Source organism: Amycolatopsis roodepoortensis (genome assembly GCF_014873915.1).
Lineage (GTDB): Bacteria > Actinomycetota > Actinomycetes > Mycobacteriales > Pseudonocardiaceae > Amycolatopsis > Amycolatopsis roodepoortensis.
This window is the reverse complement of record NZ_JADBEJ010000005.1, coordinates 1,225,499-1,248,288: the sequence shown is the minus strand read 5'-3', so window position 1 is coordinate 1,248,288 and position 22,790 is coordinate 1,225,499. Positions and strand designations below refer to the sequence as shown.

Genomic DNA, 22,790 nt, shown 5'->3' with positions numbered 1-22,790 from the left:
CGACACTGGAATGTACGGGGGGTTCGCGGAATGAGTCCATGCTCGTGCGGGGTTGTTCACGGTGGGAACACGGGAAGGGAGCAAGTGTGGCGGAGGACCTGAAGATCAGGATCGGTGCCGGGCTGGGGACCGGGACGGCCCCCGGGGAGTTCGGCGCCGCGGTCGATCTGCTGGAGCGGGCGGGCGTCGATTCGCTCTGGCTGCCCGAGGCGGTGTACTCGCCGAGGATCGACCCGGTCGTCGGGTTGACGCACGCGCTCGCCCGCACCACGAAACTGAAGGTCGGCACCGGGGTGATGGTGCTGCCCGGTCGTGATCCGGTCCTGGTCGCCAAACAACTCGCCTCCCTCGCCGCGCTGGCGCCGAAGCGGGTCCTGCCGGTCTTCGGCCTGAAACCCGCGCGGGACGCGGAACTGCCGTTGTTCCCGGTGCCGCCGGGCCGCCGGGCCGCGGTGTTCGACGAGTCGTTGCGGCTGATCAGGGCGTTGCTGGAACAGGAAGAGGTGACCTTCGAGGGCGAGTTCTTCCGCGTCGAGGGCACGGGTCTCGGCATGCGACCGGTCAAGCGGCTCGACCTCTGGCTCGGCGGGAAGGCGCCGGGCGCGCTGCGGCGGGTCGGGAGGCTCGCGGACGGCTGGCTGGCCAGTTTCCTCACGCCGGAGGAGGCGCGTGCCGGCCGGGAGGCGATCCAGGAGGCCGCTGCCGAAGCGGGCCGGGAAATCGAGGCCGACCATTTCGGCATCAGCCTCATCGTCGCGGAGGACGGGATCCCGGACGCGCTCGCGGCTTCGATCGCGGCCCGGTCCGACGCGGACCCGTCCCGGCTGATCGCGGGCGGCTGGCGCGCCGCCCGCGACCTGATCGCCGAGCACGTCGACGCCGGGCTGAGCAAGTTCGTGCTGTACCCGGCCGGGCCGGAGCCGATCGAGCGGTTCGTCGAGAACTTCGTCGAGTACGCCGTCCCGCTGCAGAACTAGTCGAACTTCAGCTCCTCGGTCCGCCGCGGCATCAGCAGCAGCGCGCCGACGCTGAGCACTGCGACCACCAGCATCGCCAGGAAGACGTGGTGCGTGGCGTCCGCGAGGGCGCCGCGCACGAACGTCGTCGTCGGGGTGTCCGGGCCGTGGCCCTCCAGGACGACACTGGTCGCGTCGACCCCGGACGGCAGGCCGGTGACCCCTTCGGGCGGGTTGGCGAAACGGCCCGCCAGCGTGGCGTTCGCGATCGCGCCGAAGATCGCCACGCCCACGGCGCTGCCCAGCGACCGGCTGAACATATTCGTCGCGGTGACGACGCCGCGGCGTTCCCACCCGATCGTGGACTGCACGGCGATCAGCGTCGGGCTCGACGCCAGGCCCAGCCCCAGCCCGAGGACGAACGCGGCCGAGGCCGCCAGCCAGATCGACGATCCCGCCGTCAGGAACACCGTGAGCGCCGCCCCCGCGATGACGATCCCGCTGCCGATCAGCGCGGTGTCCCGGAACCCGATCCGCATGTAGACCCGGCCCGCCAGCGACGCCGAGATCGGCCAGCCGACGGTCAGCGCCGCCAGCGCGAATCCCGCGACGAGCGCGCCGGTGCCGAGCACACCTTGGGAGAAGGTCGGCAGATACGAGGTGAGGCCCATCAGCAGCATGCCGACGACGACGGCGATCAGGTTCCCGCCGATCAGGGTCCGTTTGGTGAAGATCCACAGCGGCAGCACGGGCTCGTCGGCCTTGCGCTCCACGAACACGAACGCCACCAGCAGCACCACCGCGCCGCCGAAGATCGCCAGGCTCGGCGCGGACGCCCAGCTCCAGGCGACCCCGCCCTCCAGCAGGCCGAGGATCAGCAGCGAACAGCCGAGGGTGAGCAGTGTGGCGCCGAGGTAGTCGATGCGGTGCGAGCGGCGTTCGACGCGTTCGCGGAAGTTCCGGAACAGCATCCACGCCGCCAGCGCGCCGAGCGGCAGGTTGATGAAGAAGATCCAGCGCCAGTCGAGGTACTCGGCGAACACGCCGCCCAGCGTCGGCCCGACCACCGACGAGATCGCCCAGACGCTGGCCAGGTAGCCCTGCACCCTGGCGCGTTCCTCGACGGTGTACATGTCGCCGACCATGGTCAGCGCGATCGGCTGGATGGCGCCGGCGCCGATGCCCTGCACCGCGCGGGCGGCGATCAGCACCGGCATGCTCCAGGCCGCGCCGCAGAGCACCGAGCCCAGCAGGAACGCCGCGATCCCGAAGAACATCACCGGCCGCCTGCCGAGGACGTCGGCGAACTTGCCGTACAACGGGACGGTGACCGCCTGGGTCAGCAGATAGATCGAGAACAGCCACGGGAACTGCGAGAACCCGCCCAGATCGGCGACCACCGAGGGCACCGCCGTGGCGATGATGGTCGAGTCCAGCGCGATCAGGCCGGAACACAGCATCACGGCGATCAGGACGGGGCCGCGTTCGGACCGGAAGCCGACCCCTTCCTTCGCGGTGACCGGGGCCGGGGTCGTCATCTGTGGCGGTCTCCTCGGGCTCATGAACCACGTCAACTACTTCGCATGGGTAAGCATTCCATGGAGACACCCGGTCATGGGACCGATTTTTTCCGTGAGCTATCCCGCAAAATGGATCGGATGAGCACCTGGATCCGCCCGATCGGCCGTGGCTGGGCCGTCCGCGACAGCGTCCCGGGGCCGGACGTCGACGAGTTCGCCGACCCGGGCCGGGTCGAGGCCGCGCTCGCCGGGGCGCACGGCGACAGCCTGCTGGCGGTCCAGCATCCGGCGAGGACGCCGGCCGCGCTGGCGGGCCGCCTCTCGATCGAAGCGGCGTTACCGCAGGCCAGGGCCACATTCGAGCGAATCCGGGAGCGGCACTACCGGCCGGTCGCCGACGTCGTCGCGCCCTATCGCATCGACGGGCCGGACGGAGTCGCGCTGGGTGTGCTGTGCCTGGTCGATCCGGCCGCGGTCCGCGACGACGGGGTGACCCGGGTTCGGCACACCGAGGACGTCTATCCGGACGTCGTCGCCGAGCGGGCGGCGATGCTGGCCGGGCTCGGTGTCGCGACGAGCGCCGCGATGCTCGTCCCCGCGACCGGTGGCCGGGAGCTGACCGCGCTGATCGAACGGATCTGCCGGGGACAGGTGCCGAGCCTGTCCACAGTGGACGGCCCGGGGCGCAAGCACGAACTGTGGCTCGCCGGTCCCGGGCAGGCCCAGGACGAACTGCTGTCGGCCCTGGACGGCCTGGATCTCCTGGTCGCGGACGGCAACCACCGGGTCGCGGCCGCCGCGGCTTCGGGGCGCGGCGCGTTGCTCGCGCTGGTCACCGGCGGGCCGGGGCTGCGGATCGGGCCCATCCACCGGGTGCTCGCCGGCACCGGTCTCGACCAGGCCACCCTGGTCCGGCGATGGACGGAGGCGGGATTCGACGTCCATCCCGGTCCGCCGGGGCCGCCCGCCGAACCGGGCGAGGTGACCGTGCTGGCGGGCGGGTCGGCGGTCCGGGTGACGCTCGGCAAGGCGGGCGGTGACCACGCCGTGGTGGAGCAGGAGCTGCTTCGCGGGGCGCTCGGCGTCGATCCGGAAGGGCCGAACGTGCACCCCCTGCTGCCGGGCGCGCCGGTGCCCGAAGACGCGGACGCCGTATTCCTGCTTGCTCCGGTTCCGTACGCGGAGGTACTCGCCGTGCACGCGGCCGGATCGCGGATGCCGAGGAAGGCCACGTATTTCACGCCGAAACCGCGGAGCGGGCTCCTCCTGGCCGAACTGTGATCCCGCGCTTTTGTCGGTGACGCGGCCTAGGATCGGCCTCGTGGAACTGCCCGTGATGCCACCCGTCAAGCCGATGCTGGCCAAGGCCGTGCACGAACTGCCGCGCACGCCGGGGCTGCTGTACGAGCCGAAGTGGGACGGCTTCCGTTGCGTGGTCTTCCGCGACGGCGACGAGGTCGTGCTGGGCTCGCGGAACGACAGGCCGCTCACGAGGTACTTCCCCGAGCTGGTCGAGCTGCTGAAGGACGCGCTGCCCGAGCGTTGTGTCGTCGACGGCGAGATCGTGCTGGTCACCGAGGGCGGGCTCGACTTCGAGACGCTCCAGCTGCGACTGCATCCGGCGGCGTCCCGGGTGAACAAGCTGGCGGCCGAGACGCCCGCCAGTTTCGTGGTGTTCGACCTGCTCGCGCTGGACGACCGGGATCTGACGCCCGAACCGTTCGCGGAGCGGCGGAAGCTGCTCGAAGGCGTCGTCGACACGAAGCTCGCCCGGGTCCACCTCACTCCGCTGTCCGAGGATCCCGACGTCGCCCAGGACTGGTTCACCCGGTTCGAGGGCGCGGGTTTCGACGGCGTGATGGCCAAACCGGCCGACGCGCCGTACGAACAGGACAAGCGGGTGATGTGGAAGGTCAAGCACCAGCGGACGGCGGACTGCGTCGTCGCCGGGTTCCGGTGGCATAAGGACGGCGTCGGCGTCGGGTCGCTGCTGCTCGGGCTCTACAACGACGAAGGCGTCCTGCACAGTGTGGGCGTGGCCAGCAGCTTCACCGCCGCCAGGCGTCGTGAGCTGGTGGACGAGCTCGCGCCGCTGCGGGAGAACGCGCTGGAGAACCATCCGTGGCGCGAGTGGGCCGAGACCCACGAGGAGGCGGGCGGCCGCATGCCGGGCGCGGGGAGCCGGTGGGCGCCGAAGAAGGACCTGAGCTGGGAGCCGCTCCGCATCGAATGGGTCGCCGAAGTCCGCTATGAACACGTCGAGGGCACGAGGTTCCGGCACGGCGGGAGGCTCGTCCGCTTCCGCCCCGACCGCGAACCGGCCTCGTGCACGTACGCGCAGCTCGAAGAGGTTCCGCCCGCCGAGCTGGCCACCTTGTTCACCGAGCTGGGGGAGACATGAAGGCAGAGCCGGTCACGCTGGACCTCGACGGCGTCGAGTTCACGGTGTCCAATCCGGGCAAGGTCTACTTCCCGGAGAACGGCGAGACCAAATTGGACCTCGTCGAGTACTACCGCGCCGTCTCGGTGCCGCTGCTGGCACAGCTCGGCGGCAGGCCCCTGCTGCTGGAACGCTATCCCGACGGCGCGGGCGGGAAGTCCTGGTTCCAGAAACGGGTCCCGAAGAACGCGCCCGCCTGGCTGACCACGACGGTGGTGTCCACCCCGAACGGGACCACTTCGGACGCGCTCGTGGCGAAGGACCTCGCGCACATCATCTGGGCGGTGAACCAGGGCTGCCTCGGGTTCCACGTCTGGCCGAACAGGGCCGACGCGCTGGAAATCAGCGACCAGCTCCGCATCGACCTCGACCCGTCGCCCGGGATCGGGTTCCCCGAGTTGCGGCACGGCGCCGTCCTGGCGAAGGCGTTGCTCGACGAGCTGGGCATCACCGCGCAGCTGAAGACCTCGGGCTCGCGCGGTCTGCACCTCTACGTGCCGCTGGAACCGAGGTGGGACGGCTATGAGGTCCGCGCGGCCGCCGTCGCGCTCGCCCGCGAGCTCGAACGCCGTCACCCGGAGGAGATGACGGCGCAGTGGTGGAAAGAGGAACGCGGCTCCCGGGTGTTCGTCGACTTCAACCAGAACGCGCCGCACAAGACGGTGTTCGGCGCGTGGTGCGTGCGGCCGCGGGTCGGCGGGCAGGTTTCGACGCCGATCTCCTGGGACGAACTGGAGACCGTCGAGCCGGACAAGCTCACCCTGTCCACTGTGCCCGCTCTGCTCGCCGAACGCGGAGACCCTTGGGCGGGAACGGAACCCCAGTCGATCGAGCCGTTGCTCGAAATGTCCAGAAAGGACATGGCGAACGGACTGATGGACGCGCCATGGCCGCCCGTCTACCCGAAGATGCCGAACGAGCCGCCCCGGGTCGCGCCGAGCCGGGCGAAGAAAGACAGCGTTTAATCCTCGGAATGCGGTCCTTGCGCGTGCAAGTACCGCATTCAGAGGACTAAATGCGGGGAGTCAGAGCGGCAGGTCGAAGGCGAGTTGCGTGTTCGCGGCGGGTTCGGCCTTGCGGGTGGACCGGTGGCCGGGGAGGGTCGCGGCGCAGCGGGGGCACGGGGCGACGTCGGTGGTGGTGAGATCCACCGGCGTCCACAGCCGGGCTTCCTTGTCCCCGCAGGCGGAACGCCGGTAGCGGAGGTCTTCGGAGCGGGTCATCAGATGCGCGGCGGGGGAGTCCTCCGGCAGCGCGCCGACCAGGTACCAGCGTCCGGCGGTGTTCGTCATGGAACTGTCCTCCCGATACAGGTGGTCCAGCTCGAGATTCCTTCCGCACGCCAGTGTCGGCGAGACACGCCGCGATTCCCGGTATTTCCGCCTTTCGGCGTGTCCGGGAGCGTAACTCGCGTGTTTGGAGGCGTAACTCGCGTGCTTGGAGGCGTAACTTGCCCCGGGGCTGAGTTACGCCGCCAAACACGCGAGTTACGCCTTCGATCACGCGAGTTACGCCTCTGGACACGCGAGATCGGGCGCGGACGTCGGAGTGTCAGTCCTGGATGAACCGCAGCACGCGCAGCATGGCCCGGTCGTCGACGACGTCGGGATCGTCCGCGACGCATTCCTCGAGACGCGCGGTGACGGCCTCGGTGTCGATCCCCGAACCGATCAGCACCAGTTCGCTCCGGCGCGGCTGGCCGGCGGGCCACGCCGAGCGCTCCAGCTGGATGAAGGAGCCGACGGTGTGCAGGCCGAACCGGGACCGCGGGCCGTTCGGGCCGAAGTCGAGGAAACCCTTGATCCGGTAGAGCCCGCCGGGGCGCTGTTCGAGGAAGTCCATCAGCCGTCGCGGGTCCAGCGGCCGTTCCGTGGTGAAGGAGACGCTGTCGTACGCGGTGTGGAAGTGGTGCTCGTGGTCGTGCTCCTCCTCGCGGAGGTCGTCGAACGACAGCTGGCCCACCCGTTCACGCGGCCGGGCGTCGAAGAAGAGGGTGGGGTCGATCCGGCCGTGGGAGGTCGCGATCACCGGCGTGCCGGGCGCGATCTCGTCGATCGTGCCGCGCAGTTTGGCAAGGGAGTCCTCGTCGGCCCGGTCGATCTTGTTGAGCACGACCAGGTCGGCGAACCCGAGGTGCTCGTCCAGCTCCGGGTGCCGCTTCCTGGTCGTCTCGAACTCGGCGGCGTCGACGAGTTCGACCAGGCCGCCGTAGGCGATGGCGGGGTTCTCGCTGGCGATCATCAGGCGGATGAGGTCACGCGGTTCGGCGAGTCCGCTGGCTTCGATCACGATGACGTCGATGCCGGCCTCGGCCTCGGAGAGCTTCGCGAGCATGGCGTCGAGCCCGCTCGCGTCGACGGCGCAGCACAGGCAGCCGTTGCCGAACGACATCATGGTGTCGACCTGGCCGGAGACGGCCATCGCGTCGACCGCGATGCTGCCGAAGTCGTTGACCACCACCCCGATCCGCGCGCCCTGCCGGTTGGCCAGCAGGTGGTTGAGCAGGGTGGTCTTGCCGGAGCCGAGGAAGCCCGCGACCAGGATGACCGGAATCCGCCTGTCGACCACGATTTTCCTTTCCGTCGGCGCTCTCCGCACTCTAGCGACGGCCGGAGCGGGCCAATACACCGGCACGGGGAAAGAACAGAAGGGCTCGCCGTCGAATACGCTCGAAAGAGTGATTAACGACGATCATAAAGTGATCTTGGCCGGATTTGATCATTTCGCGCGGGCCATTTCGGTGAATATCCCGCGAAGTCTTACGCAATTCCAAATATTGTCGTCCGCAAGTGTTCTAGCTGGGTAAATGTCACGACGGGCGAAGCTTCTGCCATTTGGAGGATCGTGGCGGTCTTTTCGTGGGGTATCGTCTTTCGTCTGGTCCGGACCCGGCCGTCTCGCCGATCAGGCATGATCTCTCCGGGCATTTCCGAGTGCAGGAGGAATGGTGATCGTTCCCGCCGCCGGTGCCGGCGTCGAATTCGGAGAGTGGGAAGCCGAGGTGGCGACGGCCTCCATGCGGGTGACGGATATCCCTCGCCTGCCTCCTGAGGTGGCGCCGCGGGAACGGAGCGTGGACGTCGCCGAGGCGGAGGACTTCCTCCGGCTCTTCCACGCCGAAACGGACGCTGGGCCGGCGCGACTGCGCGAGCGGCTCGACCGGGTCCGCGCCGAGATCGGTGACACCGGCACGTACCGGCACACGACGGCCGAGATCGAGTTCGGCGCGCGGGTGGCCTGGCGGAACTCCGCCCGGTGCATCGGCAGGCTGTACTGGCAAGGGCTGAGGGTGCGGGACCGCCGCGACGTCGTCGGAGCCGCCGCCATCGCCGAGGAGTGCGTCACCCATTTGCGGGAGGCGACCCGGGGCGGCCGGATCCGCCCGACCATCACCGTGTTCGCGCCGGACGGCCCGGCCGGGCCCGGCCCGAAGATCCACAACGACCAGCTCGTCCGGTATGCCGGGTACCGGCTGAGCGACGGCTCGGTGCTGGGCGATCCCCGCTATGCCTGCTTCACCGAGACCGTCCAGGCGCACGGCTGGCGCCCGCCCGAGCGCAAGGGATCCTTCGACGTCCTCCCGCTGCTCATCGAATCGGAACCGGGAGAGCGGCGCCTCTTCCGGCTGCCGCCGGACGCCGTGCTGGAGGTCCCGTTGTCGCATCCCGACCACCGCTGGTTCGCCGGGCTCGGGCTGCGCTGGCACGCGGTACCGGCGATCAGCGACATGCGGCTGGTCGTCGGCGGGATCACCTATCCGGCGGCACCGTTCAACGGCTGGTATCTCGGCACCGAGATCGGCGCGCGCAACCTGGCCGATACCGACCGCTACGACCTGCTGCCGGTGATCGCGGACCTGATGGGCCTGTCGACGAAGTCGGAACGCACCCTGTGGCGCGACCGCGCCCTCGTCGAACTGACGCTGGCCGTCCAGCACTCCTTCGACGCGGCGGGCGTGACCGTCGCCGACCACCACACCGAATCGCGGCGGTTCCTCACGCATATCGCCAAGGAGGAGCGCGCGGGACGCCGTTGCCAGGCCGAATGGAGCTGGATAGTCCCGCCGCTGTCCGGCGGGCAGACCGCCGTGTTCCACCGTTACTACGACGAACCCGATCCGGCGGCGAGACCGGCGTTCCTGCCTCCCGGGTAGCGCTCCGACGGGTGAAGAGGTGAGCCGAATGCGGCGTGTCGATGGGCCGGCCGGTGGCGCGGCCGGCGGCCACGCGGACAATGGCGGCATGACCGCTGTGCTCGTCGCCCATGCCGGCAAAACCGGTGGGACAAGGGAGATCGCCGAGGTGATCGCCGCCGAGCTGCGGGAAAGCGGGCTGACGGCCGATCTGCTGGACGCGGCCGAGGTCGAAGACGTCGAGCCGTACAGCGCGGTGATCGTCGGAAGCGCGCTGTACCACCGGCGCTGGCGCCCGGAGGCGGTGCGCCTGCTCACCGAGCACGAGGAAGCGCTCCGGAGCCGGCCGGTCTGGTTGTTCCACAGCGGGCCGTGCGGGCCGCTCGCCGCGGGCAAACGGGTGAGTCTCCCGGCGGGGGTCGCCCTGCTGGCCGCGAGGATCGACGCCGAGCGCACGGCCACCTTCGGCGGCAGGCTCACCCCGGCCACTGCGAGCGGCCTGTTCTGGAAGATCATGGCCGCGGGCCCGTGGGCGGGCGACTTCCGGGACTGGCCGTCGATCCGGGCCTGGGCCCGCGACGTCGGCCGTCGCGTGCGGATCCGCGTCGCACTCTGAAAGGCCGTTTTGTCGGTGCCCTGCCGTAAGGTGCCCCCATGGACAAACGGTTCACTGCGACGCTGGTCAAGAGCCCGGAGAAGGGCGGCTGGACGTATGTGGTCATGCCCGGCTCCGCCGAGTTCTTCGGCACCAAGGGGCTGGTGAAGGTCCGCGGCACCGTCGACGGGCACCCGTTCCGGAGTTCGTTCATGGCGCTGGGCGACGGCACCCACAAGCTCCCGGTGAAGGCCGACGTGCGCAAGGCGATCGGCAAGGAGGAGGGGGACACGGTGGAGGTCGTCCTGCTCGAACGGCTGGAGGGCTGAGTGGCCGCGGGCTGGAAGCCGTCCCCGGTCATCAAGATCTACGAGGCACTCGGCGCGATCGCCGACGGGCGGGTCGAGGTCGACGGCGACACCGCGCGGGTCGCGTCGTCGGACAAGGCCAAGATCTACGACGTCCGCCATGATCCGGCGGCCGGGTCGATCACGGCCAACGACAACGGGTCCTACTGGCAGGGCTATCTCGGGTACCCGGGTATCGCGTACCTGATGGAGCGCGGCGTGCTCGCCTACGACAGCGGCCTCGTCGCCGGGCTGGCCGGTGTGCCTTGGAAGGAACTCGCCACCCGGTACCGCAACGACTGGGCGAAGGTGGAGAAGCACGTCCGCGAAGACCTCGCCGCCGACGGCGTGGACCTGGACCGGTTCGACGCCGGGATCGCGGAGATCTCGAGCAGGCTGGAGGAATTGGCGCTCACCAAGCTTTCCCCTCGGCAGCGTCCGCCGAAGTGATCTTCGCTTGACCTTGAGTTAAGTCGAGGTCTTAGCGTGAGCCAGGTCAAGATCCCTGGGGCACGTGAGGAGAACACTCCGATGGCTGTTTCGCTGGAACGGCGGGCGAACGCGGTCCCGCTGCCGGACAAGGTGCCGGCCGAGGCCTGGCGGATGGCCTGGGTGATCGTGCTCGGCGCGTTCATGACCATGCTGGACACCACGGTCCTCGCGGTCGGCGCCGAGACGCTCACCCGTGAACTCGGCGCCGGAATCGCTTCCGTGCAATGGGTTTTCACCGCGTACCTGGTTGCGCTGGCGGTCGCGCTGCCGTTGTGCGGCTGGCTCAGCCGCCGGTTCGGCGCCGGCCGGGTCTGGCTGGCCTCGCTGGCGGCGTTCACCGTGGCATCGGTGCTGTGCGCGCTCGCCGGGAACGTGGGCTGGTTGATCGGGTTGCGGGTGCTGCAGGGCCTCGCCGCCGGGCTGCTCCTGCCCGCCGGGCAGACGGTGCTCGGCCAGGCGGTCGGGCCGGCCCGGCTCGGCCGCGTCATGGGGACACTGGGCATCGTGATGAGCGTCGGCCCGACGTTCGGCCCGGTTCTCGGCGGCGTCCTGCTGCGCGGTCTCTCGTGGGAGTGGCTGTTCCTGATCAACATCCCGGTCGGCGTGATCGCGCTGGTACTCGGGCTGCGCTTGGTGCCCCGTGGCGAGAAGGGCGCGGTGACCCGGCCGGACTGGTTCGGTTTCGTCCTGGTGAGCGCGGGAATCCCGGCCTTGTTGTACGGGCTCACCACCTGGGGTGAAGGCGGTGAAGAGTTCGGTGCCGGGGTGCTGGTGCCGCTCGTCGCGGGCGTCGTGCTGCTCGCGCTGTTCGTCCGGCGGTCGTGGGGCCGGGAGAACCCCGTCATGGATCTGACGCTGCTCCGGAGCCGCGTCTACACCTCGGCGGTCGTGTTGTCCTTCTTCGCCGCGCCCGCGTTGTTCGGCGCGCTTTTCCTGCTGCCGCTGTACTTCCAGGTGCTGGGCGGGAGCGGGGTCGTCGAGACGGGGCTGCTGCTGATGGGGCTCGGAGTCGGTACGGCGATCGCGTTGCCGCTTTCCGGCAAGCTCACCGACCGCTACGGCGCGGGCCTGGTCGCCGCCTGGGGGAGTGTCGCGACGCTCGCCACCACCGTTCCCTTCGCCATCGGCGGGTTCCCGCCGGACGGCGTCGTCGTGCAGATCCTGTTGCTGGCCAGGGGAATCGCCGTCGCGTTCCTCCTGATGCCCGCGACGACGGCCGGGTACGCGGCCGTCACCAAGGAGCAGCTGCCCGACGCGGCCGCGCAGATCAACATCGTCAGCCGCGTCGGCGGTGCGGCCGGGACGGCCCTGTTCGCCGTCGTACTGGCGAACCTGTTGCCCGCCGGCGCGGACTCGGCGTTCCGGGCGACGTTCTGGTGGCTCACCGCCTCGGCCGCGGTCGCCGCGGTGCTGGGCGCGCGGCTCTGGTGGGTGACGCGCCGCAGGTGACCTCGTGAGTGGTAAAGACGGTAAGAACCGTCCTTACCACTCACGAGACCCAGGGGTCAGCCGCAGTGCTCTGACGGGCTGTTGTACGACGTCCCGCCCGCGGAACCGCCCCACTTCACGCATTTGCCCGCCGCGGCCGCCTTCACCGGGCCGGCGAACCACGAGAACGACCCGGAATCGGTGATCCGGGACGACCCCGAAACCTCGAGGTAGGCCGACGTCGCGGTCGCGGTGCCCGCGGACGCGCTCTTCATCGTGCTGACGCAGTTCTGCCCGTTGGAAGCGTTGTAGGACAGGTAAACCGTGCCCGCCGTGCCGAGCGGGGCCGAGTCGATCACGCCGTATCCGCCGCCGCACACCGGGGCACCGAGGGTCGTCTCGGTGACGGTCGAGAAGCGGATGGTCTCGTTGGCGTTCCCCGCGGGCCCCGCCTCGTACAGCACGCCGACCGAACCCGAGGACAGCTGGACCATGTCGGAGTACGCGGCGTCACCGCTCCACACCAGCGTTCCGGCGGAGTTGCCCTGCCAGTTCGCGCCCTCGTCGAACGACGACCGCACGACGAGTTCCTTGCGGCGGTCGCAGACCGACGGCGCGGCGAACAGGATCCGGTTGTACTTGCCCGCCTTGTCGGTCGCGGTCATCCGCGCGGTCGAAGCCTGCACCACCGGGGTGATCAGGTCCTCCTCGAAGGTGAACTTGGTGGAGAAGCTCGCCCCGCCGTCGGAGCTGATGGCGTAGGCACGGTTCTTGGCGCCACCGCTGAGACACTTGTTGTCGTTGTTGGCCTGGTTGCGCGCGGCGGCGTAGACCCGGCCGTCGAGCAGCTCGGTGACGCTGATCTCCTGCGGGTTCAGCTCGGCCGACGCGGCCGGGGTGTCGGTGGCGCCGCGCTTCCAGGTGACACCCTGGTCGTCGCTGTAGATGAGCGCGCCGCTGTTCTTGCCGTCCATGGTGTAACTCATCCCGGCGACGATGCGGCCCGCGTGCGCGCCGCGGGTCAGCACGATGCCGTGCGAGGCCCTGTCGCGAGCCAGCCGGGCGCGGAGCTGAACCCGAGTTGCGTGGTCAGCACCTTCGGCGCGGTCCAGGTCTTGCCGTGGTCGTCGCTGATCGAGACCCGCGGAATCCGGTTGCAGTCGGGGTTCTTCACGCATTCCATCACCGAGAGCAGCACGATCCGCCCGGTGGACGGGATCACGATCGGCGTCGGGTTTCCTTTGGTGTCACCGAAACCTTCGATGACGACCTTCGGGGCGCTCCAGGTCTTGCCGTTGTCGGCGGAGCGTTTCACGACGAGGTCGATGTCGCCGCGGTCGTTGCAGAAGCTGGCTCCGCCGTTGCGGCCTTCGGCGAACGCGAGCAGTTCGCCGTTGTTCGCCTTGACGATGGCGGGGATTCTGAAACAGTCATAACCTTCTGTTTTCTCTTTGTACACCAACGTGTTCCCGACCGCGGCGGCCGAGAACTGGTCGCCGGTGGCCGGCGCGGCGAGGGAGGTGGCCGGGGCTGCGCCGACCGCCGCGGTGGCGACGAGGGCCGCGAACAGGCCCTGTGCGACGCGGGAGATCTTCACGGGATGACTCCGTCCTGGATTCGGTTCAGGTGACGGGGCATCAGAGTCCTTCCGGCTCGTACAGCCGTCGTACAAGCCGCGTACAACCCGGTTTCGCGCTTTGTGTCAGGTGACACAGAACGACGCGGTGATCCCTGCCAGGCTCGTTCCCGCCGGACACGGCGCGAGATCGGAGGGAGGGCCGATGACGGTGATCGATCCGGAGAGGGTGAGGGGCGGCCGATCACCGGTTCGCGTCGTGGCGCCGGTGGGTCCGGCCAGGGGCGGGACCCACCGGCGGTTGCCGGCCGATGGGAACGGCATCGGCCGGCGCTTCGTCGGAGCACTGCACACCGACGAGGGGGAACGCGATGCGAGTGACCGATGCCGAAGGCGGGGAGTGGCTGATCGTGCGCCGGTTCGCGCCCTGGCTGCGCCGGATCCGCCCGCTCGCGATCGTCACCGAAAGCGAGCGCTACCGCGAGGTGTCGTTCACCCGGCACCGCGGCCGGTCCACGCGGGAAGAGCGCCTGGACGTCGGGGAGTGGCTGATGCTGGGGATCGCCGTCGGGCAGGCCGCCGGGGTGGCGCTGGTCCTGTCGCCCGTGCTCGTGGCGGAACTGGTGGCCTGGGTGGTGACGGGTGCCGTTCTCCGGCTGCTGAGGCTGACCGGCCTGGTCCGTACCCGGGTCGACCTCATCGCGCCACCGCCCGCGGTGCGCAGCCTCGCGCCGGTGCGGGTGCTGCTGGTGCCGGGGAAGGCCGCGGCCGAGCTCGTCCGCGGACTCGCTAGGCCGCGGCCGAGCTCGTCCGCGGACTCGCGACGCTGATCGAGTCCACACCGGACTTCGATCCGGAGAACGAGCCGCGCGTGCGGAAACTGTTCCTGGCCACCGGAGCGCGCGTGGCACGGCATTTCGGCCTGCCATGGCGGCTCAGCGGTCGTCGGGTGCCAGCTGCCTGAGGTCGTTCACGCTCCGCACGACGAGCCGCTGGCGGCCGGTGCTGAGCAGCCCGTCGGCACGCAGGGTCCGCAGGGTCCGCGCGACGGCTTCCCGCGACGCGGACGCGAGCCCGGCCAGGTCGCGCTGGCTGATCCGCAGGGCGATCAGGGTGCCGTCGGCGACGGGCACGCCGTACCGCTCGGCCAGGTCGACCAGGATCGCGGCGATGCGTTCGGCGGCGGTGCTGTCCCCGAATTCGGTGCGGCGCGAGTTCGCGTAGCGCAGCCGTGAGGTGATGATCCGGAGCAGGACCACGGAGATGCCGGGATGCTCGCGGAGCACGGCGTTGAACGCGCGCGAGGACAGCCACAGGCCGGTGACCGGCTCGACGGCGATCGCCGTGGCCGAGCGCAGGCTGCCGTCCATCGACGCCATCTCGCCGATGATGTCGCCCGGATCCCGGACGGCCAGCACGGCGTCGTAGCCGCCGGTGGACACCGAGGTGATCTTGACTCGTCCGGTCATCAGGATCAGCACCCAGTCCGACCGGTCACCCTCGCGGATGATCACCGTGCCCGCCGGGTACCGGCGCAGTTCGGCCGCGGCACGCAGCGCCTTGCGCTGGCCGTCGTCGAGCAGTTCCCAGAGCCTGCCGGGTGGATCGTGCGGCGCCGCCGCCGGCTGTGTCATGCCTTTTCGTCGCCTCCGTGCGCGATCGTACGAGACGTCAGCCGGGGATCTCCTGGTACGCCTGGGAAAGGCGCTGGACGCCCTCGCGTAGCTGCGCGCCGGTCGCGGCGCTGACGTAGCTCAGGCGCAGATAAGGTCCCGGAGCCTCGGCCGCGAAGTACATCCTGCCGGGGGTGACCGCTACTCCGGCGCGGAAAGCGGCGCTGGTCAGCGCTACTTCGTCGACGAAACCGGGGAGCGGCTGCCACAGGTGGTAACCCCCGGTCGGGACCGGCACGGCCGTCCAGGAAGGCAGGAACTCCCGCAGCGCCGAGACGGCGACGTCGCGGCGTTCCCGCAACGAGGCCGCGAGGGTTCGCAGGTGGCGGCCCCACGCGGGAGAACTCACCAGTTCGAGCGCGGTCTCCTGCAGTGGGCGCGGGACGAAGAAGCTCTCGACGGCATGAAGCCCGCGCAGGCGCTCCAGAGCCGGACCGCGGGCGGCCAGCGCGCTGATCCGCAGGCTCGGTGACGCCGGTTTCGTGAGCGAGCGGATGTGCACCACGACGCCGTCGGGGTCGTCGGCCACGAGCGGCGGCGGGGGAGCCGGGCTGCCGGGATGCGCCATCAGCCGGGCGAAATCGTCCTCGATGACGAAAGCGCCCGCGTCACGGGCGATCCGCAGGACCTCGGCGCGGCGTTCGGCGCACAGCACCGCGCCGGTCGGGTTCTGGAACGCGGGCTGGCAGACGAACAGGCGGGCGCCGGTGTCGCGGAAGGCGTCCGCGAGCAGTTCGGGCCGGACGCCGTCGCGGTCGATCGGCACCGGGACCGGCCGTAGCCCCGACGCCCGTGCGATGGCGAGCATCCCCGGATACGTCGGGGATTCCACCAGAACCGGCGCGCCGGGAGCGCCGAGCGCGCGCAACGCCGTGGTCAGCGCGCTCTGCCCGCCGGAGGTGACCAGCACGTTCTCGACGTTCACCGGACTGCCGATGTCGCGGGCGAACCAGGCCCGCAGTTCGGGCAGGCCGCAGATCGGCGGCCGGGTCCACGCGCCGGGACGGCGTCCGGCACGGGCCGACGCCGCGGCGAGTTCGCGTTCCGGCTGGAGGCTCGGATGCGTGTAGCCGCCGTTGAGGTCGATGACGCCCGACGGAGGGTCGCTCAGCGCGGTGAGCACGCCGCTCGCGTCGATCGCGCGGGTGCCGGACTGCGAGCTCAGCGCCACCTCCTGCCACGACACGTCGCCGGTCACCGCCACCTCGCGGGGCGGCGGGGCGCGGAAGACACCGGCACCGGGCCGGGTGATCACCAGTCCTTCGGCGGCCAGCGCGGCGATGGCGCGCGACACCGTCACCGGGCTCACCTTCAGCTCCCGGACCAGCTCCCGGCTGGACGGGAGCTTTCCGTCTACCGGATAGCGCTCCAAAGTGGACCGCAGCTGTATGACCAGGCTGGTGACGCTGCTACCATCGGACATGAGACTGGATGATAGCGCTATCGCGGACCGGGCAGTAGCGGTCCGCTCCGGGACCGCGCTGGCGGCGCTGGGTGTCCTCGCCTTCTCGTTCACGTTCCCCGCCACCGTGTGGGCGCTCAAGGGTTTCGACCCGTGGACCGCCACCGGGCTGCGCAGCGTCCTGGCCGCGCTGGTCGCCGGCACCTGTCTTCGCGTCTTCCGGGTCCCGCTGCCGAGGCGCGACCAGTGGCGTGGCCTGGCCGTGGTCTCCCTCGGCTGTGTCCTCGCGTTCCCGATCCTCACCACGCTCGCGCTGACGACGTCGTCGACCGCGCATTCCGCGGTGGTGATCGGGCTGCTGCCGCTGGCCACCGCCGTCATCTCCTCGAAGCTGACCGGGAACCGGCCGTCCCGCCGGTTCTGGCTGGCCGCGGCGGTCGGTGCGAGCGCCGTCGTCGTGTTCACCGTCGCGCAGAGCGGCGGCGGACTGTCCACAGCGGACCTGTTCCTGTTCGGCGCGCTGGTGCTGTGCGCGTTCGGGTACGCCGAGGGCGGCAGGCTCGCCAGGGAGATGGCCGGCTGGCACGTGATCGCGTGGGCGCTGGTGATGGCGCTGCCGATCACGGGCGCGTTCGCCGTCTTCGGACTCGCGACCGAACCGCTGCACATCACCGGCGAGGGGATCGTCGGCCTGCTGTACGTCGCGCTCATTTCGCAGTTCGGCGGGTTTTTCGCGTGGTACCGGGGCATGGCCGAGATAGGGGTCGCGCGGGCGAGCCAGTTGCAGCTCGCCCAGCCGCTGCTCACCCTGGTCTGGGCGGTCCTGCTGCTGGGCGAGCACCTCCCGGCCGCCGCGCCGGTGACCGCGCTGATCGTCGTCGCCTGCATCGTCGTGACCCAACGGTCCCGTAGCTAGATCAACGTCGCGAATCCGCCAGACCGCGGTGCCCGCGTGGTGATGGGCTGAAGCACATGACCGCTTCGACCCTCGACACCTCCGCGCGGACCCCGCTGAAGGGATGGCTCGCCGTCCTCGCGGTGACGCTCGGGATCTTTTCCCTCGTCACCACGGAGATCCTGCCGATCGGCCTCCTGACCCCGATCGGTGAGGACTTCCGGATCACGCCGGGGACGGCGGGCCTGACCATGACCCTGCCGGGCTTCCTCGCCGCGCTCGCGGCCCCGGCCGTCACCGTCGCTGCCGGACGGCTCGACCGCCGGATCCTGCTGTGCGCGCTGATGGTGGTGCTGGCCTTGGCCGACATCCTCGCAGCGACCGCGCCGGCGTACTGGGCGATGCTGGCCTCGCGAGTCCTGGTCGGGTTGGTGATCGGCGCCTTCTGGGCGATCGGTTCCGGCCTCGCCGAGCGGCTCGTCGGCCCCCGGCACGCGGGCAGGGCGACCGCGGTGATCTTCTCCGCCGTCCCGCTCGGCTCGGTTCTCGGGGTGCCGGCGGGAACGTTCCTCGGCGAACTCTTCGGCTGGCGGGCGGCTTTCGCCGTGATGGCGGTCTTCACGGTCGGCGTTCTCGGCGCGCTGGCGCTGGCGCTGCCTCCACTGCCGTCGGCGGACGCGACCCGGCTCGGTGTCCTGCGCGGGATGACCCGCGAGCGGGCGACCCGGCTCGGCCTGCTCGTCACGGTGCTGGTCGTGCTCGCCCATTTCGGGACCTACACCTACGTCACGCCGCTCCTGCGCCAGGTGACGCAGGTGAGCCCGGAGCTGATCACCGTCTTCCTGTTCGTCTACGGCACCGCCGGGATCGCCGGCAACTTCGTCGCGGGCGCGGCGATCGCCCGCGACCTCCGCCTGACGTTCCTCGCCGCGGCGGGTCTGATCGGCGCCGTGACGTGCGCGTTGCCGTTCCTCGGCGACACGAAAGCGGGCGCGCTCGCGCTGCTGGTGGTCTGGGGTTTCGCCTACGGCGCCGTCCCCGTCTGTTCGGGAACGTGGTTCGCGAAGGCGGCTCCGCAGGCCCCCGAAGCGGCGTCGGTGCTGTTCACCTCGTCGTTCCAGGCGACCCTTTCGGCGGGCGCGTTGCTCGGCGGGCTGGTCGTCGACACCGTCTCCGTCCCGGCCGTGATGGTCACCGGAGGCGTGGTCGCGCTGCTCGCGGCCGCCGTCCTCAGCCGAGCACGGTCAGTGTGACCAGCGCGGTGGTGCCGACCAACAGCGTGGAGAGCAGACCGAGCAACAGGGCGCGGCCTCCGGTGCGGACGAGTTTGCCGATCCGGACCGCGCAGCCCAGTCCGAACAGCGCCCCGGCCAGCAGCAGGGTGCAGGCGACCTTGGCGACGTCGAGCGCGAAACCCGGCACGATGCCGGTGCTGCGCAGGGCGGCCATGGCCAGGAAGCCGAGGACGAACAGCGGGACCAGCGGCGGCCTCTTGCCGTCGGCGGGCCGGTGCCGCTCGTGCACGCCGACCGCGGCGACCATCGGGGCCAGCAGGACCACCCGGCTGAGCTTGATCACGATCGCGACCGCGATGGCGGCGCTCCCGGCGGGGGTGGCCGCGGCGACGACCTGCGCGACCTCGTGCACGCTGAGGCCCGCCCATTCGCCGATCCGCGCCGCGTCGAGCCGGAGCCAGCCGCCGATCAGCGGGACCGCGGCGATGGCGAGCCCGCCGTAGAAGGTGACCAGGGCGACCGCGGTCGCGACGTCCGAGTCCTCGCGTTTCACGACGCCTTCCATGGCGGCGATGGCTGACGCGCCGCAGATCGAGAACCCGGTCGCGACCAGGACCCCGAGGCCGCGGGGGACGCCGAGGAGCCTGCCGAGACCGATCGTGCCGAGGAACGTGATCCCGACGGTGAGCACGACGGCGATCAGGGTCCCGGGGCCCAGCGCCAGGACGGCCGGGAGCGACAGTTGAAGACCGAGCAGCACGACACCGGCGCGAAGCAGCTTCTTGGTGATCCCGGCGATGGCCTTCCGGGTCCCCTCGGACAGCGAAGGCAGCGAACCGGCGACGATGCCGAGCACGACGGCGATGGTGAGCGCGCTGATGACCGGGAAAGCGGTGCCGACCAGGTACGCGGCGGCCACTCCGGCGCCGGTGATCGCGAAGGCGGTCAGGTAGGGCTTCGTCGGTCTCGCGTGCGTGGTGCTCATGGTTCGAGCCTCGCCCGGCCGGGGCGACCGCGGTAGCCGGGAATACCAGGGGTAGGTCATACACTTGGGCTATGACCACACCCGATCTGGACTCCCTGCGCCTGCTGGTGCTCGTGGACGAGCTCGGCAGTATCGGGCAGGCCGCGGCCAGCCTCGGGATCGCGCAGCCGTCGGCGAGCAAACGACTGTCCACAGTCGAGCGAAGGCTGGGGCTGGTGCTGGTCGACCGTACGCGGCGCGGCTCCGCGCTCACCCCCGACGGCCGGGTCATCGCCGGCTGGGCGCACCGCGTGCTGTCCGAGCTCGACGGCCTGCTCGACGGCGCCGAAGCCCTGCGCACCCAGCACGAGGCACAGCTGAGGGTCGCCGCGAGCATGACCTTGGCCGAGTATCTGGTGCCGGGCTGGATCGGCGAGCTCAAACGCGGCGACCCCGGGCTCTACCTCGGGCTGGAGGTCACCAACTCCGACCAGGCCGCCGAACTGGTGCGGGAGGGCAAGGTCGACCTCGGGTTCGTCGAGTCGCCCGGTTCGCTGCCCGGCCTTTCGTCCCGGCGGGTGGCCACCGACCATCTGGTCCTCGTCGTGCCCGCGGGGCATCCGTGGACGCGCAAGCGCCGGCCCGTGACCGCGGCCGAACTGGCGATCACGCCGCTCGTGGTCCGCGAACCGGGTTCCGGGACCAGGGAGACCGTGGACGCCGCGTTGCGCAAGGCCGGTGTCGGCCCGGCGAAACCGTTGCTGGAACTGGGGTCCGCCTCCGCGGTCGGCAACGCCGTGATCGCGGGCGCCGGTCCGGCGGTGATCAGTGAACTCGCCATCGTCCGGGACGTCGCGGAAGGCAGGCTCGTCCCGGTCCCGGTGGACGGCGTCGATTTCGGCCGGGAACTGCGCGCGGTGTGGCCCGCCGGGCGGCGGCTCGCCGGCCCGGCCGCGGAACTGCTGGGCATCGCGGTCCGGAATGCGAAATCCCGCTGAGTCCTTTCACGTTCTTCGCGTGATACCGAATCCGTCATCGGCGTGCTACCGACGATAGGACGAATCGCCGTCGATTTCCGGAAATAGGTACGGGCCACCATTCCCGGTGGTCCGATGAAAGCGGAATGGTGGACTCCGGGTAACAGCTCCGGATGGCGTATCGGCCGTTCTTCGTTGCCACTGTGGGGAAACCGGGTCGCACGGACGTCTCCGGTGTATCCGGAACGCTAAATTTCCGCGACGTTCTTCGCGTTTCGCAGGTCGGCGTTCCGCCATCCGGTTCCTGTGACCGGAAACCCTACTGTCGAGTATTGACGTAAGGCCCCGCCTGCGTTTAAGTACGCCCGGTGACCAAGTCACTCTTCCGTGTGCCGGAGGCTTCCCGTGGGTAAGTCGTTTCTCGGCGCCGATGCCTCGACGCCGACCGGTACGGCGGACTGGTCGCCACCCGGCTCGCCGGTGCCGTGCCCATCGACCATCCACATCGGACGGTCGCGCTCGAAGGCGGGCTGGACCGGCGACGGCCACCTCGTCCACACCACACCACACCCAACCCAGCGAATCCCCACGGAGGCGATCGTGACTTCCCGGCCCGGCACCGACGGCGGTGAGGCGCTCATCTCGGAGTTCCTCCGCACCAGCCGCGAGATGATCGCCGCGCAACGGGACGTCCTGCTCGGCTACCTCGGTGCCGATCCCGGCGTGCGGCCACCCGCGTCCGTCGCCCCTCCCGAGCCGGATCTGGACCTGGAAGCCGACTCGATCAAACGGGCCGAGGAGCCCGACGCCGTCGTGGCGCCGCCGAAACGCTACCTGATGCGGGAATTCGACCTGGCCGACGCCGTCCCCGTCGACGAGGAACTGGCCGGGCTCCGTTTCGCCGTCGTCGGTGAAGGTCAGGTCGCCGAGATGCTCACCGCCCGGCTCGCCGGGTACGGCGCCGAAACCGAGCTGGTCCAGTGCGTGCCGCGGCACGGCGCAGACGGCGTTTTCCACCTGTCCCCGTCGTTCCCCGACGACTTCCCGCTGTATCAGGCGGTTCTGGCGGGTGGGCCGCGCTGGCTCATCGCGAACGGGCCCGCCGACGGTGCCCGCGGCTTCTTCCGGACGGTGGCGAAGGAGTACCCGGACACGGTCGCCCGGGTGGTGGAGCAGCGACCCGAATCCACTGTGGACGAACAGGTGGAGACCCTGCTCGCGGAGCTGTCCGCCGGGGACTGGGAGCCGGTCGTCGTCCGCCGCGACGGCGCACGGCGTGGCCTGCGGCTGACGGAGGTAGGCCTCGGGGGCACAGGCGCTGGCCCGGCGGGTGACAGGGCGGCGGAAGCCGAGGCGCTGGGCCTGGACGCCGATTCGGTCGTCCTCCTCGTCGGTGGCGCCGAAGGCATCGCCGCCCGGCTGGCCACCACGCTCGCCTCGGCGTCGCGCTGCCGCCTCGAACTGTTCGGCCGCACCGCCGTGCCCATCGACGGTGAAGAACCGGTGATCGCCATCGCCACGACGACGGAAGAACTGCGGGCGGCCCTGATCGGGAGCGGGTTGACGAAACCGGCCGAGATCGAGCGCACCCTCCGGCTCATCGAGGCCGAACGCGAGGTCCGCGGGACGCTGCGGCGGATCGGCGACCTCGGCAGCCCGGTGCGCTACCACTCGGTGGACGTCCTCGACGCGGAAGCCGTGCATCGCGCGGTCAAGGAGATCCACGCCGAACACGGACGGCTCGACGGCATCGTCTACGCGGCCGGCGTCATCGAGGACGAGCTGATCGCGGAGAAGGACCCGGCGTCGTTCGACCGCGTCTTCGCCACCAAGGTCGAAGGGGCGAGCACCTTGCTCGCGGCGGTGGGTGGGCTGCCGGAGGCGCCGAAGTTCGCCGTCCTGTTCGGCAGTGTCGCCGCGGCACTGGGGAACCGGGGCCAGTCCGACTACGCGGCCGCGAACGACGCGCTGGAGGCGCTGGGCCACCGTTGGTCCACTGTGTACGGACGACGCGGGCTCACCGTCCACTGGGGACCGTGGGCGGCCACCGGCCGGCGCGGGATCGACCCCGAGGAAGGCGCGTCGAGCCTGCTCCGCGAACTGGCGTGGGGCGACGAGCGCCTCACGGCCGTCACCTACACCGCCTCGGGGTGGTGAC

The 22,790-nt window shown here is 70.5% G+C and carries 22 protein-coding genes; 14 read left to right on the top strand and 8 right to left on the bottom strand.

Annotated features, from left to right (window positions below; genetic code table 11):
• Window positions 1-86: 86 nt before the first annotated feature.
• The gene (locus tag H4W30_RS25190; RefSeq protein ID WP_318780667.1) at window positions 87-977 is read left to right on the top strand and encodes a TIGR03854 family LLM class F420-dependent oxidoreductase; all 891 of its coding nucleotides are present in this window, start codon (window positions 87-89) and stop codon (window positions 975-977) included.
• On the opposite strand, the gene H4W30_RS25185 is transcribed toward H4W30_RS25190, so the two are convergent.
• Window positions 974-2,494: an MDR family MFS transporter gene (locus H4W30_RS25185; protein ID WP_192745120.1), complete on the bottom strand. Its 1,521-nt coding sequence runs from the start codon at window positions 2,492-2,494 to the stop codon at window positions 974-976. The two genes, H4W30_RS25190 and H4W30_RS25185, sit on opposite strands and share 4 nt — an antisense overlap.
• Before the next feature lie 111 nt (window positions 2,495-2,605).
• Here H4W30_RS25185 and H4W30_RS25180 point away from each other — a divergent pair, with 111 nt between their 5' ends.
• Genes H4W30_RS25180 through ligD form a run of 3 tightly spaced genes read left to right on the top strand, consistent with a single transcriptional unit; the run spans window position 2,606 to window position 5,881 of the window.
• Entirely contained in the window at window positions 2,606-3,757 is a 1,152-nt protein-coding gene (locus H4W30_RS25180) for a DUF1015 family protein (RefSeq protein WP_192745119.1), read from the top strand.
• A gap of 40 nt (window positions 3,758-3,797) precedes the next feature.
• On the top strand, window positions 3,798-4,877 hold the full coding sequence (locus tag H4W30_RS25175; RefSeq protein WP_192745118.1) for an ATP-dependent DNA ligase: 1,080 nt from the start codon (window positions 3,798-3,800) through the stop codon (window positions 4,875-4,877).
• A complete protein-coding gene (gene ligD / locus H4W30_RS25170) occupies window positions 4,874-5,881 on the top strand; it encodes a non-homologous end-joining DNA ligase (RefSeq protein WP_192745117.1) in 1,008 nt (335 codons plus the stop codon). Before H4W30_RS25175 ends, ligD begins: the two co-directional genes overlap by 4 nt.
• 60 nt (window positions 5,882-5,941) lie before the next feature.
• Here ligD and H4W30_RS25165 read toward each other — a convergent pair whose 3' ends face one another.
• Both H4W30_RS25165 and H4W30_RS25160 read right to left on the bottom strand, forming a co-directional pair.
• Window positions 5,942-6,208, bottom strand: coding sequence for a hypothetical protein (locus H4W30_RS25165; protein WP_192745116.1), 267 nt, complete (start codon window positions 6,206-6,208; stop codon window positions 5,942-5,944).
• Between the two features lie 259 nt (window positions 6,209-6,467).
• On the bottom strand, window positions 6,468-7,484 hold the full coding sequence (locus H4W30_RS25160) for a CobW family GTP-binding protein (RefSeq protein ID WP_192745115.1): 1,017 nt from the start codon (window positions 7,482-7,484) through the stop codon (window positions 6,468-6,470).
• A 376-nt stretch (window positions 7,485-7,860) separates the two neighbouring features.
• Between H4W30_RS25160 and H4W30_RS25155 the strand changes: the two genes are divergently transcribed.
• The 5 genes from H4W30_RS25155 (at window position 7,861) to H4W30_RS25135 (ending at window position 11,931) form a co-directional block, all read left to right on the top strand.
• On the top strand, window positions 7,861-9,069 hold the full coding sequence (locus tag H4W30_RS25155; RefSeq protein ID WP_192745114.1) for a nitric oxide synthase oxygenase: 1,209 nt from the start codon (window positions 7,861-7,863) through the stop codon (window positions 9,067-9,069).
• Between the two features lie 88 nt (window positions 9,070-9,157).
• Window positions 9,158-9,664 (top strand): flavodoxin domain-containing protein, encoded by a 507-nt coding sequence (locus H4W30_RS25150; protein WP_192745113.1) that lies wholly within the window; start codon window positions 9,158-9,160, stop codon window positions 9,662-9,664.
• A 38-nt stretch (window positions 9,665-9,702) separates the two neighbouring features.
• On the top strand, window positions 9,703-9,972 hold the full coding sequence (locus tag H4W30_RS25145) for a DUF1905 domain-containing protein (RefSeq protein WP_034322891.1): 270 nt from the start codon (window positions 9,703-9,705) through the stop codon (window positions 9,970-9,972).
• Entirely contained in the window at window positions 9,973-10,440 is a 468-nt protein-coding gene (locus H4W30_RS25140) for a hypothetical protein (RefSeq protein WP_192745112.1), read from the top strand.
• Between the two features lie 81 nt (window positions 10,441-10,521).
• Window positions 10,522-11,931 (top strand): DHA2 family efflux MFS transporter permease subunit, encoded by a 1,410-nt coding sequence (locus tag H4W30_RS25135; protein ID WP_192745111.1) that lies wholly within the window; start codon window positions 10,522-10,524, stop codon window positions 11,929-11,931.
• 56 nt (window positions 11,932-11,987) lie between these two features.
• On the opposite strand, the gene H4W30_RS25130 is transcribed toward H4W30_RS25135, so the two are convergent.
• Both H4W30_RS25130 and H4W30_RS44290 read right to left on the bottom strand, forming a co-directional pair.
• Window positions 11,988-12,896 carry an exo-alpha-sialidase gene (locus H4W30_RS25130; protein WP_264082869.1) on the bottom strand — a complete coding sequence of 303 codons (909 nt, stop codon included), beginning with the start codon at window positions 12,894-12,896 and terminating at the stop codon, window positions 11,988-11,990.
• A gap of 35 nt (window positions 12,897-12,931) precedes the next feature.
• On the bottom strand, window positions 12,932-13,507 hold the full coding sequence (locus H4W30_RS44290) for a sialidase family protein (RefSeq protein WP_318780666.1): 576 nt from the start codon (window positions 13,505-13,507) through the stop codon (window positions 12,932-12,934).
• A gap of 350 nt (window positions 13,508-13,857) precedes the next feature.
• Between H4W30_RS44290 and H4W30_RS25125 the strand changes: the two genes are divergently transcribed.
• The gene (locus tag H4W30_RS25125; RefSeq protein ID WP_225949862.1) at window positions 13,858-14,316 is read left to right on the top strand and encodes a hypothetical protein; all 459 of its coding nucleotides are present in this window, start codon (window positions 13,858-13,860) and stop codon (window positions 14,314-14,316) included.
• Between the two features lie 105 nt (window positions 14,317-14,421).
• On the opposite strand, the gene H4W30_RS25120 is transcribed toward H4W30_RS25125, so the two are convergent.
• Both H4W30_RS25120 and H4W30_RS25115 read right to left on the bottom strand, forming a co-directional pair.
• Window positions 14,422-15,120, bottom strand: coding sequence for a Crp/Fnr family transcriptional regulator (locus H4W30_RS25120; protein ID WP_192745110.1), 699 nt, complete (start codon window positions 15,118-15,120; stop codon window positions 14,422-14,424).
• A gap of 37 nt (window positions 15,121-15,157) precedes the next feature.
• Complete coding sequence (locus H4W30_RS25115; RefSeq protein WP_192745109.1) at window positions 15,158-16,582, bottom strand: aminotransferase-like domain-containing protein; 1,425 nt, start codon at window positions 16,580-16,582, stop codon at window positions 15,158-15,160.
• Between H4W30_RS25115 and H4W30_RS25110 the strand changes: the two genes are divergently transcribed.
• Both H4W30_RS25110 and H4W30_RS25105 read left to right on the top strand, forming a co-directional pair.
• A complete protein-coding gene (locus H4W30_RS25110) occupies window positions 16,581-17,477 on the top strand; it encodes a DMT family transporter (protein WP_192745108.1) in 897 nt (298 codons plus the stop codon). The genes H4W30_RS25115 and H4W30_RS25110 overlap by 2 nt on opposite strands.
• 56 nt (window positions 17,478-17,533) lie before the next feature.
• A complete protein-coding gene (locus H4W30_RS25105; RefSeq protein ID WP_192745107.1) occupies window positions 17,534-18,709 on the top strand; it encodes an MFS transporter in 1,176 nt (391 codons plus the stop codon).
• Here the strand turns inward: H4W30_RS25105 and H4W30_RS25100 are convergent.
• Entirely contained in the window at window positions 18,687-19,676 is a 990-nt protein-coding gene (locus tag H4W30_RS25100; RefSeq protein ID WP_192745106.1) for a YeiH family protein, read from the bottom strand. The genes H4W30_RS25105 and H4W30_RS25100 overlap by 23 nt on opposite strands.
• A gap of 71 nt (window positions 19,677-19,747) precedes the next feature.
• Between H4W30_RS25100 and H4W30_RS25095 the strand changes: the two genes are divergently transcribed.
• Together H4W30_RS25095 and H4W30_RS25090 are read left to right on the top strand one after the other, a co-directional pair.
• Complete coding sequence (locus H4W30_RS25095) at window positions 19,748-20,653, top strand: LysR family transcriptional regulator (RefSeq protein ID WP_192745105.1); 906 nt, start codon at window positions 19,748-19,750, stop codon at window positions 20,651-20,653.
• Window positions 20,654-21,232: 579 nt separating this feature from the next.
• Window positions 21,233-22,789: an SDR family NAD(P)-dependent oxidoreductase gene (locus H4W30_RS25090; RefSeq protein ID WP_318780665.1), complete on the top strand. Its 1,557-nt coding sequence runs from the start codon at window positions 21,233-21,235 to the stop codon at window positions 22,787-22,789.
• Window position 22,790: the final 1 nt, after the last annotated feature.